The 14,815-nt window shown below is 70.6% G+C and carries 14 protein-coding genes and 1 riboswitch; of the genes, 11 read left to right on the forward strand and 3 right to left on the reverse strand.

Features of this window, described 5'->3' with window-relative positions; genetic code table 11:
- Positions 1 to 4: 4 nt before the first annotated feature.
- Both gcvH and gcvT read right to left on the reverse strand, forming a co-directional pair.
- Positions 5 to 385, reverse strand: a complete 381-nt coding sequence (gene gcvH / locus IE257_RS29830) for a glycine cleavage system protein GcvH (RefSeq protein ID WP_189972982.1) — start codon at positions 383 to 385, stop codon at positions 5 to 7.
- Between the two features lie 101 nt (positions 386 to 486).
- Positions 487 to 1,602, reverse strand: a complete 1,116-nt coding sequence (gene gcvT, locus IE257_RS29835) for a glycine cleavage system aminomethyltransferase GcvT (protein ID WP_189972983.1) — start codon at positions 1,600 to 1,602, stop codon at positions 487 to 489.
- A gap of 172 nt (positions 1,603 to 1,774) precedes the next feature.
- Positions 1,775 to 1,878: riboswitch (glycine riboswitch) on the reverse strand.
- 206 nt (positions 1,879 to 2,084) lie between these two features.
- On the opposite strand from gcvT, the gene IE257_RS29840 reads away from it, so the two are divergent.
- The 11 genes from IE257_RS29840 to IE257_RS29890 all read left to right on the forward strand — a co-directional run bounded on the left by IE257_RS29840 (position 2,085) and on the right by IE257_RS29890 (position 14,098).
- On the forward strand, positions 2,085 to 2,741 hold the full coding sequence (locus IE257_RS29840) for an AAA family ATPase (RefSeq protein WP_189972984.1): 657 nt from the start codon (positions 2,085 to 2,087) through the stop codon (positions 2,739 to 2,741).
- Positions 2,742 to 2,827: 86 nt separating this feature from the next.
- A complete protein-coding gene (locus IE257_RS29845; protein ID WP_189972985.1) occupies positions 2,828 to 3,562 on the forward strand; it encodes an enhanced serine sensitivity protein SseB in 735 nt (244 codons plus the stop codon).
- 93 nt (positions 3,563 to 3,655) lie between these two features.
- Positions 3,656 to 4,396 carry an enhanced serine sensitivity protein SseB C-terminal domain-containing protein gene (locus tag IE257_RS29850; RefSeq protein WP_030386846.1) on the forward strand — a complete coding sequence of 247 codons (741 nt, stop codon included), beginning with the start codon at positions 3,656 to 3,658 and terminating at the stop codon, positions 4,394 to 4,396.
- Between the two features lie 431 nt (positions 4,397 to 4,827).
- Positions 4,828 to 5,823: an ABC transporter permease gene (locus IE257_RS29855; RefSeq protein WP_189972986.1), complete on the forward strand. Its 996-nt coding sequence runs from the start codon at positions 4,828 to 4,830 to the stop codon at positions 5,821 to 5,823.
- Between the two features lie 74 nt (positions 5,824 to 5,897).
- A complete protein-coding gene (locus IE257_RS29860) occupies positions 5,898 to 7,676 on the forward strand; it encodes an ABC transporter substrate-binding protein (RefSeq protein WP_189972987.1) in 1,779 nt (592 codons plus the stop codon).
- Between the two features lie 131 nt (positions 7,677 to 7,807).
- The gene (locus IE257_RS29865; RefSeq protein ID WP_030386843.1) at positions 7,808 to 8,806 is read left to right on the forward strand and encodes an ABC transporter permease; all 999 of its coding nucleotides are present in this window, start codon (positions 7,808 to 7,810) and stop codon (positions 8,804 to 8,806) included.
- Entirely contained in the window at positions 8,803 to 9,921 is a 1,119-nt protein-coding gene (locus tag IE257_RS29870) for an ABC transporter ATP-binding protein (RefSeq protein WP_189972988.1), read from the forward strand. The genes IE257_RS29865 and IE257_RS29870 overlap by 4 nt, the downstream gene beginning before the upstream one ends.
- Entirely contained in the window at positions 9,918 to 11,024 is a 1,107-nt protein-coding gene (locus IE257_RS29875; protein ID WP_189972989.1) for an ABC transporter ATP-binding protein, read from the forward strand. The genes IE257_RS29870 and IE257_RS29875 overlap by 4 nt, the downstream gene beginning before the upstream one ends.
- 215 nt (positions 11,025 to 11,239) lie before the next feature.
- Positions 11,240 to 11,896 carry a trimeric intracellular cation channel family protein gene (locus tag IE257_RS29880; protein ID WP_189972990.1) on the forward strand — a complete coding sequence of 219 codons (657 nt, stop codon included), beginning with the start codon at positions 11,240 to 11,242 and terminating at the stop codon, positions 11,894 to 11,896.
- A 47-nt stretch (positions 11,897 to 11,943) separates the two neighbouring features.
- Entirely contained in the window at positions 11,944 to 12,801 is an 858-nt protein-coding gene (locus IE257_RS29885) for a thioesterase family protein (RefSeq protein WP_053173244.1), read from the forward strand.
- Positions 12,802 to 12,934: 133 nt separating this feature from the next.
- Positions 12,935 to 14,098: a cysteine desulfurase family protein gene (locus tag IE257_RS29890; RefSeq protein ID WP_189972991.1), complete on the forward strand. Its 1,164-nt coding sequence runs from the start codon at positions 12,935 to 12,937 to the stop codon at positions 14,096 to 14,098.
- Here IE257_RS29890 and IE257_RS29895 read toward each other — a convergent pair.
- Entirely contained in the window at positions 14,091 to 14,759 is a 669-nt protein-coding gene (locus tag IE257_RS29895) for an N-acetylmuramoyl-L-alanine amidase (RefSeq protein ID WP_189972992.1), read from the reverse strand. The genes IE257_RS29890 and IE257_RS29895 overlap by 8 nt on opposite strands.
- Positions 14,760 to 14,815: the final 56 nt, after the last annotated feature.

The raw sequence follows: 14,815 nt of genomic DNA on the forward strand, positions 1-14,815 counted from the left end.
GGTGTCAGTTACCGGCGGTGAGCTTGGCGTACTCCTCGAAGGAGAGCGTGTCCTTCGGCTCCTCCGAGAGGCGGACCTTGAAGAGCCAGCCACCCTCGAACGGGGCGGTGTTCACGAGCGCCGGGTCTTCCACGACGTCCTGGTTGGCCTCGACGATCTCACCGGTGACCGGGGAGTACAGGTCGCTGACCGACTTCGTCGACTCCAGCTCGCCGCAGGTCTCGCCCTCGGTCACGGTGTCGCCGACCTCGGGGAGCTGGGCGTAGACGACGTCACCGAGCGCGTTGGCCGCGAACTCCGTGATGCCGACCGTCGCGACGCCGTCCACGGCGTCCGACAGCCACTCGTGCTCCTTGGTGTAACGCAGCTTCTCGGGGTTGCTCATGACCTGATTCTCCTGGATGCGGGGGAGTGGATACGAACTGTGGTCTTGGGTACTGAGACGGCGCCGTACGGGTTCCCGTACGGCGGACGTGGTGCGTGGGGTTACTTCTGCCGCTTGTAGAACGGCAGCGCCACGACCTCGTACGGCTCATGCGTACCGCGAATGTCGACGCCTACGCCGGAGGTACCGGGCGCGGCGTGCGCCGCGTCCACGTACGCCATCGCGATCGGCTTGCCCAGCGTCGGGGACGGGGCGCCGGAGGTGACCTCGCCGATGACCTGACCGTCGGCGACGACCGGGAACCCGGCGCGCGGAACGCGGCGGCCCTCGGCGATCAGACCGACCAGCTTGCGCGGCGGGTTGGTGGCGGCACGCTCGGCGGCGGCCTCCAGCGCGGCGCGGCCGACGAAGTCCCCCTCCTTCTCGAACTTCACGACCCGGCCCAGGCCCGCGTCGAACGGGGTGAGGGAGGTGGTCAGCTCGTGCCCGTACAGCGGCATGCCCGCTTCCAGGCGCAGGGTGTCGCGGCAGGACAGGCCGGCCGGCACCAGGCCGACGCCCTCGCCGGCCTTGGTCAGCGCCTGCCACAGCTCGACGGCGTGCTCGGGGGAGACGAACAGCTCGAAGCCGTCCTCGCCCGTGTAGCCCGTACGCGCGATCAGCGCGGGCACGCCCGCGACGGTGCCCGGCAGGCCGGCGTAGTACTTGAGGCCGTCCAGGTCGGCGTCGGTCAGGGAGGCCAGAATCCCGGGGGACTCCGGACCCTGCACCGCGAGCAGCGCGTACGCGTCGCGGTCGTCTCGGACCTCGGTGTCGAAGCCGGCGGCACGCTCGGTCAGGGCGTCCAGGACGACCTGGGCGTTGGAGGCGTTGGCGACGACCATGTACTCGGTCTCGCCGAGGCGGTAGACGATCAGGTCGTCGACGATCCCGCCGTCCTCCTGACAGATGTGCGTGTAGCGGGCGCGGCCGACACCGACGGTGGAGATGTTGCCGACCAGCGCGTGGTCCAGGGCCTTGACGGCCTCCGGGCCGGTCAGCGTGATCTCGCCCATGTGGGACAGGTCGAAGAGACCGGCCTTCGTACGGACGGCGTTGTGCTCGTCGCGCTCGCTGGCGTACCGCAGCGGCATGTCCCAGCCCGCGAAGTCGGTCATGGTCGCACCGAGCGAGCGGTGCAGCGCATCGAGGGCGGTCAGGCGGGGGGCAGTGCTCATGGGTGTGGCTCCCGGGTCCCAGGGCATCGACATGACATGACGAGGACGTTCCTCCCCATCTGTCATCGGAACCTGAGAGGTTCGCCGAGAGTTCCGCCGATCAGCAGATCGCCGGGTCTCCTCGACTTGCACCTTGGGTGGAGCTGCGCAGCAGCTCGCTTTTCAGATCTGCCTCATCCACGCGGTACGGGGCCTGAGAGATTCAAGGGAGGTTCTTGCTCCTTCGGCGCCCGCGCACGGCCTTGCGGCGTGCCGGGACTCTCCCGCGCGGATTCAAGCGGCCTGTATGCAGTTGGTCCAGATGGCGCACATCATTGCACGCCGTGCCCGGCATCGGGCGGCGGGGGCCGAAAGTTCGTACGGCTCTCCGAAGGGTCCGACCGGAACCGGGGCCGCCGGATTACCGTCTCTTTACACTCAGTGGGCAAGGGTCCTGGTGACCCGATTCGGGGGAGGCGAACACTGTGCGGAGATTCGGAGTGGTGACGACGACGGGAACCGTGGAAGCGGTGCCGGCGCAGCGGGGCGCGCAGGGCCGCAGGAGGGCGGCCGACGCCGGCCTCGGCCTCGTGCGCGACCTGCGCGGCCCCGCCGTGCGCACCCCCCAGCCGCTCGGCTTCGCGGCCGGGGACATCGTCGTGGTGTCCGGCCTGCCCGGCGGCGGGAAGAGCACCCTGATCAAGCGGGCGGCCGCCGAGGGCGGGGCCGTCGACTCCCAGGACACCCGCGAGCGCTGGGAGCAGAGCATGCCCGCCGCGCTCCCGTACGCGGTGTACCGGCCGCTGGTGCGCGCCGCGCACTACTGGGGGCTCTGGCGGATCCTGCGGTCCGGGGCCTCCGTGGTCGTCCACGACTGCGGTACGCAGAGCTGGGTACGGGGGCTGCTCGCGGCCGCCGCGCGGCGCCGGGGCCGGGCGCTGCACCTGCTCCTGCTGGACAGCAGCCCCGAGGAGGCCCTCTCCGGGCAGGCCGCGCGCGGCCGCCGGGTGTCCGCGTACGCCTTCGCCCGCCACCGCGGTGCGGTGGGCCGCCTGCTCCGCGAGGCCGAAGCGGGGCGCCCGCCCGCGGGCTGCGCATCGGCGACCCTGCTGGACCGCCGCTCGGCCGCCGCCGTGACCGGGATCCACTTCCACGGCTGAGCCGCCGGCGGGCCCCCGGCAACGCTGCGGCACACGGGCCGGTACCCTGCGGGGCGACACGCGGCGGGATCACGGAGGCACGGGACATGCAGGGCAGCGGCTGGCCGGGGAATGAGCTGGAGCAGGTGCTCGGGGCGGCGCTCGGGCAGCCGGACGCCGGCGGGCGGATCCTCGAGGTCCTCGGGCGCAGCCAGGTGTGGGTGCCCCTGCCGGGCGGCGTCACGCAGCCGACGGGCGGTCTCGACCTGCCCACCATGGACATCGGCGGGGCGGCGTACGTGCCCGTCTACAGCTCCGAGGCCCAGTTCCTGGCCTGCGTCGGCCCCGGCATGGACTTCGCGGTGGCGCCGGCCGTCGAGTTCGCCCGCGGCCTGCCCCCGCAGCTCGGCATCGCCCTCAACCCCGAGGGCGCCGTCGGCGTACCGCTCCCGCCGCCCGCCGTCGCCGAGCTCTGCCGCACCGGGCGGACCCCGCTCGACGGCCCCGCCACCGGCGGCCGCGTCCGGCTCTACGAGCCCGACTGGCAGGACGATCCGGTGGACTTCCTGGCCGCCGCCACCGAGGAGTTCCGCGCCACCGGGGTGGTCGCCGCCGCGCACCGCTGCCTCGCCAGCGTCGAGGGCGGGGCGCCCCAGCTGTTCATCGGTGTCCGCCTGGTGGGATGGGAACCGGAGATGCAGGAGGCGCCGATGGAGGCCCTCGGGCGGGCCCTGACGCGCGTCCCGCCGCCGTGGCCCGTGCAGTTGATTCTGCTGGACGCCGTCCAGGACCCGGTCACGGACTGGATTCGTGAGCGCGTACGCCCCTTCTACCTCCCATAGGGCCGCTTAAGCTGGTTACATCTCCTGGCCGCACGCGTGATGCCGGTTCGGAGGGCACGCGTGGAGCGACGGGCGGACGAAGAGGGGTTCCGGGTGAGTGCGTCAGGCACGGCCGCGGCCGGGCAGGTCGAGCACATGATGCGCCAGGTGACTCCCGGGCGCTACGAGAGTTACGAGTCACTCCTGCATGCCCTCTCGGAGGGCCGGCTGTGGATGCTGCTCTGGCAGGGGCAGCCGGGCTCCCCGGACGCCCAGTACGGCGGCATGGAGGTCGAGAGCCTCGGCTACGCGCCCTGCGTCACCTCCCCCCAGGAATTGGCCGCCAGCGGCTGGAACCGGGGCTACGAGGTGGTCACCGGGCGGGACATCGCCCGCGCGCTGTACCCGGACCGCTGGGGCCTGTGGCTCAACCCGCACGCCCAGGGGGGCGGCCTCGGCGTGCCCTGGGCCGACCTGCGCCGGATCGCCACCGGCCTGGACCGGATGCCGGCCGGCCCGCTGCGCCTCTCCGAGCCCGCGATCGAGCTGCCGCAGTTCTACGGGCTGCTGACCCAGCACGCGCACCGCACCCCGGCCGTCCGGTCGCTGCGCCGCGCCTGGGTGCAGCCCGCGCTGGGCTCCCCGTACCTCGCGGTCGGGCTCGACCTGTACGACGCCTCCGCGCCCGCGCTGGAATCCGTACGGGAGATGATGCGCCAGTCCGTCGGGGTGGTCCCCGAGGGGGTCCCGGTGTGCACGGTCGCGCTCGCGGACGAGCACGACCCCGTGGCCATGTGGCTGCGCGCGCAGACCCGACCCTTCTACGACCGCGAGGGCCAGGCGCCGGCGTACTGACCCGGCATTGCGCGATATCCGCATATTGAGACATCTGTCTCGAAGGCCGCACCGGTCCCACTGGTGCGGCCTTCGGCATATCCGGTGAATCCGCACAAGATCCATGCCTGAAGAGGCAGTTGGGCCGAATGTCCGTTCCGTGCCGAACGGGCGGTGTTTCACCGCTCAACAGATCCCGGGGTTCGGATAACGGAAGGTGTAGGCGTAGATCACGGTTGCGCATCACATCCCCGGCAGGTCTGGCGGGCGCTCGAGAGGGCGTTGAAGACTCCACCCCACCGAAGGCCGGTCCATCTCGCAAGCGCCAGCTCTTCACGTGCACTTCAGGCACATTTCTCGCCAATCGCACCACCAGCGACGCCGATTGAACCAAGCCGCCACAGCGGCGGGCATGGGCCGGCCACCGTCGGCCGAGAGGGGTCCCCACCACGATGACGGCACCACTGCACGACACCAGCGCGGCCGAGCCCGCGGCCGTGGCCACCCCCGAGGTTCCGCAGAAGGCGATCGAGGGCCGCTCCCCGTGGCAGATCGCCTGGCTGCGACTGAAGCGCGACAAGGTCGCGCTGGCCGGCGGCGTCATCGTGCTGCTGCTGATCCTCGTCGCGATCTTCGCGCCGCTGATCGTCAAGGCCTTCGGGCACCCGCCGGAGGAGCTGCACGAGGACCTCCTCGACCCGCTGCTCGGCCTGCCGGTCGGCGACTGGGGCGGCATGAGCGGCGACTTCCTGCTCGGCATCGAGCCGGTCAACGGCCGCGACGTCTTCAGCCGGATCGTCTACGGCGCGCGGATCTCGCTGCTCGTGGCCTTCCTGTCCGCCTTCGTGGCGGTTTCGCTGGGAACCTTCTTCGGCATCGTCGCCGGCTACTTCGGCGGCTGGGTCGATGCGGCCATCAGCCGGGTCATGGACCTGCTGCTGGCCTTCCCGCAGCTGCTCTTCATCATCGCGCTGATCTCCGTCATCCCCAACAAGCTGTGGGGCTTCGAGGGATCGGGCCTGCGCATCGCCGTGCTGGTGCTGGTCATCGGGTTCTTCGGCTGGCCCTACATCGGCCGGATCGTCCGCGGCCAGACCCTGTCGCTGCGTGAGCGCGAGTACGTCGAGGCCGCCCGCAGCCTCGGCGCCGGCCGCTTCTACATCCTCTTCCGCGAACTGCTCCCGAACCTGGTGGCACCCATCACCGTCTACGCGACGCTGATGATCCCCACCAACGTGCTGACCGAGGCGGCCCTCAGCTTCCTCGGAGTCGGCGTCAAGCCGCCCACGCCGTCCTGGGGAGAAACCCTCTCCACGGCCGTGCGTACCTACGAGGACGATCCGCTCTTCATGATCTTCCCCGGCGTGGCGATCTTCATCACCGTGCTGGCCTTCAACCTCTTCGGCGACGGCGTCCGTGACGCCCTCGACCCGAAGGGCTCCCGCTAGCCGACGCAGGGCCAACCAGGAACCGGCCTCGTGCCGTACGTACACCGGAACTACAACGGAGGGTTGCGAGCATCGTGACTACCCATCGCACGTCGAAGCGCAGACTTGCTGCCGGCACGGCCGTCGTGCTCGCGGTCATGCTGACCGCGACCGCCTGTGGCGGAGACGGCAAGAAGGACGAGAAGGCGGCTGCCGGCGGCGGCGCCTTCAACGCCGGCATCGACAAGGTCTCCAACGCCTCGGACAAGAAGGGCGGCGAACTCAAGTTCGTCGGTACCCAGGACGCCGACTCGTGGGACCCGCAGCGCGGCTACTACGGCTTCATGTGGGACTTCTCCCGCTACTACACGCGCCAGCTGGTCAGCTTCAAGCCCGCCCCCGGTCAGCAGAGCACCGAGCTCGTCCCGGACCTCGCCACCGCCAAGGCCGAGATCAGCGACGGCGGCAAGACCTACAAGTACACCCTCAAGGACAACGTGACCTGGGAGGACGGCTCGCCCGTCACCGCCCAGGAGATCAAGTACGGCATCGAGCGCACCTGGGCGCAGGACGTCATCTCCGGCGGCCCGGTCTACATCCAGCAGGTCCTGGACCCGAAGGCCGAGTACCCCGGCCCGTACAAGGACACCGCTCCTGACAAGCTCGGCCTGAAGGCGATCGAGACCCCGGACGCGAAGACCATCATCTTCAAGCTCCCCATCCCCAACGGTGACTTCGAGCAGATGCTGGCCATGCCGGCGGCGAGCCCGGTCAAGCCGGACAAGGACACCGCGGCCAAGTACGGCCTGAAGCCCTTCTCCAACGGCCCGTACAAGATCGACTCGTACGAGCCCAACAAGGGCATGAAGCTCTCGCGCAACGAGAACTTCAAGGCCGAGTCGGACACCATCCGCAAGGCGCTCCCGGACACCATCTCGGTCACGTTCATGGCGAACGCGGACGACATGGACAAGCGCCTGATCAACGGCGAGTTCGACGTCGACATCAACGCGACCGGCATCGGCCAGGCGGCCCGCGCCACCGCGCTGAAGGAGCACAAGGGCAACCTCGACAACGGTCAGACGGGCTTCATCCGGTACGCGGTGATGCCGCAGACCGTCGCCCCGTTCGACAACATCGAGTGCCGCAAGGCCGTCATCTACGCGGCCGACAAGAAGTCCCTGCAGACCGCCCGCGGCGGCCCGCAGGCCGGTGGCGACATCGCCCCCAACATGCTCCCGCTGGGCATCAAGGGCTCCGACGCCAAGTACGACCCGTTCGAGGTCCTGCAGAACGACGGCAAGCCGAACCTGGAGAAGGCCAAGGCCGCGCTGAAGGCCTGCGGCAAGGAGACCGGCTTCAAGACGACCATCGCGGTCCGCAACAACAAGCCGGTCGAGGTCGCGACCGCCGTCTCGCTGCAGAACGCCCTCAAGCAGGTCGGCATCGAGGCCGACGTCGACCAGTTCGACGGCGCCCAGCACTCCGGGATCATCGGTTCGCCGAAGGTCGTCAAGGAGAAGAACTACGGCATCATCATCATGGGCTGGGGCGCCGACTTCCCGACCGGTCAGGGCTTCTCCCAGCCGCTGGTCGACGGTCGCTTCATCCTGCAGAGCGGCAACAACAACTACTCCGAGCTCAACGACCCGGCGATCAACAAGCTGTTCGACGACGCCATCGCGGAGACCGACCCGACCAAGGCCGGCGAGATCTACAAGCAGATGAACCAGAAGGTCTCCGAGGCCGCGGTCTACCTGCCCTTCGTCTTCGACAAGACGATCACCTGGCGCAGCACCCGGCTGACGAACGCCTACACCACCGACGCCTACAACGGCCGCTACGACTACGCCTCGCTCGGTGTCGTGAAGTAACCGTCCGTCCGTCCAGTTCAGTGTTCCAGTGCCACACCCGCTAGGCACGAAGGGCAGGTGATGGCCGCGGTTACGGCTTGGGGGCGCTCTCCGGAAGGGGGCGCCCCCGGGCCGCAGCCAGGCCGAGCGCAGTGCTTGCATATTTCATCCGACGGATCTTCTCCGTCATCGTCATGCTGCTGGTCATCTCGTTGGTGACCTTCGGAATCTTCTTCCTCTTCCCGAAGATGATCGGGACGGATCCGGCGCTCTACTTCGTCGGTAAGCAGTCCGACCCCATCGCCATCGAGGGCATCCGGCAGAAGATGGGTCTCGACGACCCGATCCTCGTCCAGTTCGGCAAGTTCGTCGTCGGGCTGGTGGCGGGTCGCACGTACGCCAACGGCCCCGATGTCACGCAATGCGCCGCGCCCTGCTTCGGCTACTCCTTCAAGACCGAGCAGGAGGTCTGGCCGCTGCTGCTGGACTGGCTCCCGGTCACCCTGTCCCTCGCCCTCGGAGCCGTCGTCCTCTGGGTGATCGGCGGTGTCGCCACCGGCGTCATCTCCGCCCTCAAGCGCGGCACCGTACTGGACCGCTCGGCCATGGGCATCGCCCTCGCCGGCGTCTCCCTCCCCATCTACTTCACGGGCATGCTCGTCATCGCCGTCTTCTCCGACCAGCTCGGCTGGTTCGGCCGGCCCGACGCGACCTTCGCGGAGGACCCGGGCAGATGGTTCAACGGCATGATCCTGCCGTGGGTCTCGCTCGCCTTCCTCTACGCGGCGATGTACGCGCGGCTCACCCGGGCGACGATGCTCGAAGTCCTCAACGAGGACTACATCCGCACCGCCCGCGCCAAGGGCCTGACGGAACCCGTGGTCATCGGCAAGCACGCCATGCGCTCGACGATGACGCCGATCCTGACCGTCCTGGGTCTGGACCTCGGAGCCCTGATGGGCGGCGCGGTCCTGACCGAGTACACCTTCTCGCTGCACGGCCTCGGCTACAGCGCCGTACGCGCCATCAGCGAGCACGACCTCCCGGTCATCCTGGGCATCACCCTGATCTCCGCCTTCTTCGTCGTCGCGGCGAACCTCATCGTTGACCTCATGTACGCGGTGATCGACCCCCGAGTGAGGCTGTCATGACCGAATCGACCAAGACCGGAGCGCTCAACCAGCCCTTCACCGGCACCTCCTCCGCGCCCTCCACGGCCTTCCTCGAGGTCCGCGACCTCAAGGTGCACTTCCCGACCGAGGACGGTCTGGTCAAGTCGGTCGACGGACTCTCCTTCACGCTGGAGAAGGGCAAGACCCTCGGCATCGTGGGCGAGTCCGGATCCGGCAAGTCGGTCACCTCGCTCGGCATCATGGGCCTGCACCGCGTGGGCCAGTACGGCCGCCAGCGGGCCCGGCTCTCCGGCGAGATCTGGCTGGACGGCAAGGAGCTGCTCTCCGCGGACGAGGACGAGGTGCGCAGGCTGCGCGGCCGGGAGATCGCGATGATCTTCCAGGACCCGCTGTCCGCGATGCACCCGTACTTCACCGTCGGCAAGCAGATCGCCGAGGCGTACCGGGTCCACAACAAGGTCGACAAGAAGACCGCCCGCAAGCGGGCCGTCGAGCTCCTCGACCGCGTGGGCATCCCCGAGCCGCACAAGCGGGTCGACAGCTACCCGCACGAGTTCTCCGGCGGCATGCGCCAGCGCGCGATGATCGCGATGGCGCTGGTCAACAACCCCGAACTGCTCATCGCGGACGAGCCGACCACGGCCCTGGACGTCACCGTCCAGGCCCAGATCCTCGACCTGATCCGGGACCTGCAGAAGGAGTTCGGCTCCGCGGTCATCATGATCACGCACGACCTCGGCGTGGTCGCCGAGATGGCCGACGAACTCCTCGTGATGTACGGCGGCCGGTGTGTGGAGCGGGGCACCGCGGAGAAGGTCTTCTACGAGCCCCGGCACCCCTACACCTGGGGGCTGCTCGGCTCGATGCCGCGCATCGACCGCGAGCAGACCGAGCGACTGATCCCGGTCAAGGGCTCGCCGCCCAGCCTCATCAACATCCCCAGCGGCTGTGCCTTCAACCCGCGCTGCCCGTACGCCGACGTACCCAAGGGCAACGTGACCCGCACGGTACGGCCCGAGCTCACGGCGCCGGACGACGCGGGGCAGGACGGCAGCCGACACTGGTCCGCCTGCCACATGTCGCAGGAGGAGCGGACCCGGATCTGGACCGAAGAGATTGCGCCGAAGCTGTGACCGACATCAAGAAGACGGATACGGCCGCCGGCATTCCGGCGCAGGCCACGGACTCTCCCGAGCCGCTGCTCAAGGTCACCGGCCTGACCAAGCACTTCCCCATCACCAAGGGGCTGCTGCGGCGTCAGGTGGGCGCGGTCAAGGCCGTCGACGGCATCGACTTCGACGTCCGGCGCGGTGAGACCCTCGGCATCGTCGGCGAGTCCGGCTGCGGGAAGTCGACCATGGGCCGGCTGATCACGCGGCTGCTGGAGCCGACCGGCGGCACCATCGAGTTCGAGGGCAAGGACATCACGCGCCTGGGGGTGGCGGGCATGCGCCCGCTGCGCCGCGATGTGCAGATGATCTTCCAGGACCCGTACGGCTCGCTGAACCCCCGCCACACCGTGGGCACCATCGTCAGCGCACCCTTCAAGCTCCAGGACGTCACCCCGGAGGGCGGGCTCAAGGCGGAGGTCCAGCGGCTGCTGTCGCTCGTGGGCCTCAACCCCGAGCACTACAACCGCTACCCGCACGAGTTCTCGGGCGGCCAGCGCCAGCGCATCGGCATCGCGCGGGCCCTGGCGCTCAAGCCGAAGCTGGTGGTCGCGGACGAGCCCGTCTCGGCGCTGGACGTGTCGATCCAGGCCCAGGTGGTCAACCTGATGGACGACCTCCAGGAGGAGCTCGGCCTCACCTACGTGATCATCGCGCACGACCTGTCGGTCATCCGGCACGTCTCGGACCGCATCGCGGTGATGTACCTCGGCAAGATCGTCGAGCTGGCCGACAACAAGTCGCTGTACGGGGAGCCCATGCACCCGTACACCACGGCCCTGATGTCGGCCGTGCCGGTGCCCGACCCGAGGCGGCGCGGTGCCAAGAGCGGCCGCATCCTGCTCAAGGGCGACGTGCCGTCGCCGATCTCGCCGCCGAGCGGCTGCCGCTTCCACACCCGGTGCTGGAAGGCCACGCAGATCTGCGCGACGCAGGAGCCGCCGCTGCTGGCCCTGAAGCCGGGCCACCAGGTGGCCTGCCACCACCCGGAGAACGCCCCCGACCAGGCCCCGGGCGACACGCCCCTGCCGGGTGCGGCGGACGCGGTGGTCACGGTCACGGAGTAGCGCGAACGCCGGCGGGGCACCATCCCGGCCCCGCCGGCACCCACTCCGGCCCCGCCGGCGTTCGAGGCGAACCTCCAGCCCCGCCGGCGATTGAGGCGCGGGGTCCGGGGAGACACCGCCGCAGGAACCCCGCACCCTGCGGCGGGAGCGGTCCGGCAGCCCGCGGCGGGAGCCGACCGTCACCCCGGCGGGAGCCGAGGGGCGACAATGGCCCGGTGTTCCACGATCTCTTCCCGCCCGGGATCCAGCATGCCCTGGACCTCGCCGGCATCTTCGTCTTCGCCACCGCGGGCGCCCTGCTCGCCGTCCGCAAGAACTTCGACGTCTTCGGCATCGTCGTCCTCGCCCTGGTCACGGCCCTGGGCGGCGGTCTCTTCCGCGACCTCGTCATCGGCGCCGTGCCGCCCGCGGCCTTCGGGGAGCTCAGCTTCTTCGTCACTCCGCTGGTCGCCGCCGGGATCGTCTACTTCCTGCACCCCGAGGTCCAGCGGATCAACCGCGCCATCAACGTCTTCGACGCGGCCGGCCTCGGGCTGTTCTGCGTGACCGGCACGACCAAGGCCTACGAGTACGGCCTCGGCCTCACCGCCTCCGCCGCGCTCGGCGTCGCCACTGCGGTCGGCGGCGGCGTCCTGCGCGACGTGCTCGTGAACGAGGTGCCGTCGCTGCTGCGCGACCGCGAGATGTACGCCGTCCCCGCCCTGGTCGGCGCCACCATGGTGGCCGTCTTCATCAGCATGCACAGCCTCAACGCCATCACCACCGGCCTCGCGATCGTCACCACCTTCGTTCTGCGCCTGCTCGCCATGCGCTACCACTGGCGGGCTCCGCTGGCCTGGAACCGGCGGTCCTCGGTGGCCGAAGAGCCGTAACCCAAGAAAGCTACCGCTTAGTAGCAAGCCGGTGTACCGTCGTTTACATGTCACACGCAGCTGCCAAGGCCTCCATCGGCGACAGTGAGTTCGACCGCGACACCGCCATCACCGCGCGCGCGGACGAGCCCGGGGTGTACGACGCGGAACTCTCCGCCGGTTGGACGATCATCGCCGCCGTGAACGGCGGCTACCTGCTGGCCCTCGTCGGCCGGGCCCTGTCGGCGGCCCTGCCGCACCCGGACCCGTTCACGGTCTCCGCGCACTACCTGACCTCCTCCGTGCCCGGCCCCGCCGTGATCCGCACCCAGGTCGTCCGCGTCGGCCGCACCCTCTCCACCGGCCAGGCCTCGCTGTTCCAGTACGACGAGAGCGGCGCCGAGATCGAGCGCATCCGCGTCCTCGCCTCCTACGGCGACCTCGCGGCCCTGCCGGACGACGTGCGCACCGTCGCCGTGCCGCCCGCCATCCCCGCCTACGAGGACTGCATCGGCCCCGAGGCCGGCCCGGCCCCGATCCCCGGCAGCTCCGCCATCGTGGACCGGCTCCGGCTCCGCCTGGACCCGGCGACCGCCGGATGGGCCGTCGGAGCCCCCTCCGGCAAGGGCGAGATGCGGGCCTGGTTCGAGCTGGCCGACGGCCGCGACGCCGACCCGCTCTCCATGCTCCTGGCCGTGGACGCGCTGCCGCCGACCGCCTTCGACCTCGGCCTGGTGGCCTGGACCCCGACGGTGGAACTCACCACCCACGTCCGCCGCCGCCCGGCCCCCGGCCCGCTCCGGGTCTCCATCACCACCCGCAACCTGGCCGGCGGCTTCCTGGAGGAGGACGCCGAGGTCTGGGACTCCTCGGACCACCTGGTCGCCCAGTCCCGCCAACTGGCCCGCGCGCTGCGCCCGTCCTGACGCTCCGGCCGGCCGGAGCGTCAGGCGGTCCGGCGGTTCCGACCGTGTTCGGGGCGCTCGGGGGTGCCCCGCGGGCCCTCGCGGGGTCCCGCGGCGCAAGGGGCCACCGGTGGACTCGTAGAATCGGGGGATCATGGCCTACCTCGACCACGCCGCCACCACCCCGATGCTGCCGGAGGCCGCCGCGGCGATGACCGCGCAGTTCGCCGCCACGGGGAACGCCTCCTCCCTGCACGCCGCCGGCCGCCGGGCCCGCCGTACCGTGGAGGAGGCCCGCGAGGCCTTCGCCGAGGCGATCGGTGCCCGTCCCAGCGAGGTGGTCTTCACCGCCGGCGGCACCGAGGCGGACAACCTCGCCGTCAAGGGCCTCTACTGGGCCCGGCGCGACGCCGACCCCGCCCGGACCCGGGTCATCGCCAGTCCCGTGGAGCACCACGCCGTGCTCGACGCCGTCCACTGGCTCGCCGAGCACGAGGGCGCACAGGTCGAGTACCTGCCCGTGGACCGCTACGGGCGGGTGCACGCGGAGGCCTTCCGCGAGGCCGTCGAGCGCAACCCCGACGACGTGGCCCTGGCCACCGTGATGTGGGCCAACAACGAGATCGGGACCGTCATGCCGGTCCGCGAACTGGCCGCCATCGCTCGCGAGTACGGGATCCCGCTGCACTCCGACGCCGTCCAGGCCTTCGGACAGCTCGACGTCCGCTTCGGCGACAGCGGACTCGCCGCCATGACCGTCAGCGGCCACAAGATCGGCGGCCCGTACGGCATCGGCGCGCTGCTGCTCGGCCGCGACCAGAGCCCCGTACCCGTCCTGCACGGCGGCGGCCAGGAGCGGCACGTCCGCTCCGGCACCCTCGACGTGCCGGCCGTCGCCGCCTTCGCCGTGGCCGCCGTCCTCGCCGCCGAACGGCGCGAGCAGTTCGCCACGGAGATCGGCGCCCTGCGCGACGAACTGATCGCCGCCGTCCGCGGGGCCGTGCCCGACGCCGTCCTCGGGGGAGACCCCGACGAGCGGCTCCCGGCCAATGCGCACTTCAGCTTCCCCGGCTGCGAGGGCGACTCCCTGCTGCTCCTGCTCGACGCCCAGGGCATCGAATGCTCCACCGGATCCGCCTGCACCGCGGGTGTCGCCCAGCCCAGCCATGTCCTGCTGGCCGCCGGTACCGACCCGCAGCTGGCCCGCGGCACCCTGCGCTTCTCCCTCGGCCACACCTCCACCAAGGAGGACGTCGCGGCACTGGCCGCGGCCATCGGCCCGGCGGTGGAACGCGCCCGCACGGCGGGCCTCAGCTAGGGCCCGCCGCCAGGGCCTCCCGGACCAGGCGTATGTAGCGGTCCCAGTCCCAGTGGGGGCCGGGATCCGTGTGGTCGGCGCCCGGGACCTCGGAGTGCCCGACGAGGTGGGTGCGGTCCACCGGGATGTCGTACCGGCGGCAGACGTCCGCCGCCAGCCGCGCCGAAGCCGCGTACATCGCGTCCGTGAAGTCCTGCGGGCGGTCCACGAAGCCGACGTGCTCGATGCCGATGCTGCGCTCGTTCATCGAGCGGTTCGCCGCGTGGAAGGCCACGTCCATCTCGCGCACCAGCTGCTCCACATGGCCGTCGCCGCGCACCATGTAATGCGCCGAGGCCCTGTGGAAGGGGTTCTGGAAGGCCTTCACCGACCCCTCGAAGCTGCCCTGTGTGACATGGACGACGATCCGGTCCACCCGGTAGTCGTCGGGCCGGTCCGCCATCCGCCAGTTCGCCGGCGAGGCCGAGGTCCAGCTCGCGCCCGCGTGGTCGAGCTCGCCCTCCTTGCGCGGCTTGGCCACTCCCGGTATCAGCCACCAGGCCCGGCCGATCTCGTCCCGGCCGGCGACCGCCCCCGCCGCGACGACCCCGAGCCCGCCGAAGAGCACCGCCCTACGGGTCCGGCTCCGCGGTTTCGATCTTTTGTTCCCGAGCTCGGTCATGTGATCCACCCCCCGTACCCGACAACGCGCTGTGACCCCGCTCGGTTCCCCCGTAC

Origin of the sequence: Streptomyces avidinii, from assembly GCF_014650695.1 — a bacterium.
Lineage (GTDB): Bacteria > Actinomycetota > Actinomycetes > Streptomycetales > Streptomycetaceae > Streptomyces > Streptomyces avidinii.

Bases quoted from the DNA above. Each gene is read 5' to 3' on its own strand.
- gcvH (WP_189972982.1), bottom strand. From the start codon at position 385: ATGAGCAACCCCGAGAAGCTGCGTTACACCAAGGAGCACGAGTGGCTG.
- gcvT (WP_189972983.1), bottom strand. From the start codon at position 1,602: ATGAGCACTGCCCCCCGCCTGACCGCCCTCGATGCGCTGCACCGCTCG.
- IE257_RS29845 (WP_189972985.1), top strand. From the start codon at position 2,828: ATGCAGGGCAGCGGCTGGCCGGGGAATGAGCTGGAGCAGGTGCTCGGG.
- IE257_RS29855 (WP_189972986.1), top strand. From the start codon at position 4,828: ATGACGGCACCACTGCACGACACCAGCGCGGCCGAGCCCGCGGCCGTG.
- IE257_RS29870 (WP_189972988.1), top strand. From the start codon at position 8,803: ATGACCGAATCGACCAAGACCGGAGCGCTCAACCAGCCCTTCACCGGC.
- IE257_RS29885 (WP_053173244.1), top strand. From the start codon at position 11,944: ATGTCACACGCAGCTGCCAAGGCCTCCATCGGCGACAGTGAGTTCGAC.
- IE257_RS29890 (WP_189972991.1), top strand. From the start codon at position 12,935: ATGGCCTACCTCGACCACGCCGCCACCACCCCGATGCTGCCGGAGGCC.
- IE257_RS29895 (WP_189972992.1), bottom strand. From the start codon at position 14,759: ATGACCGAGCTCGGGAACAAAAGATCGAAACCGCGGAGCCGGACCCGT.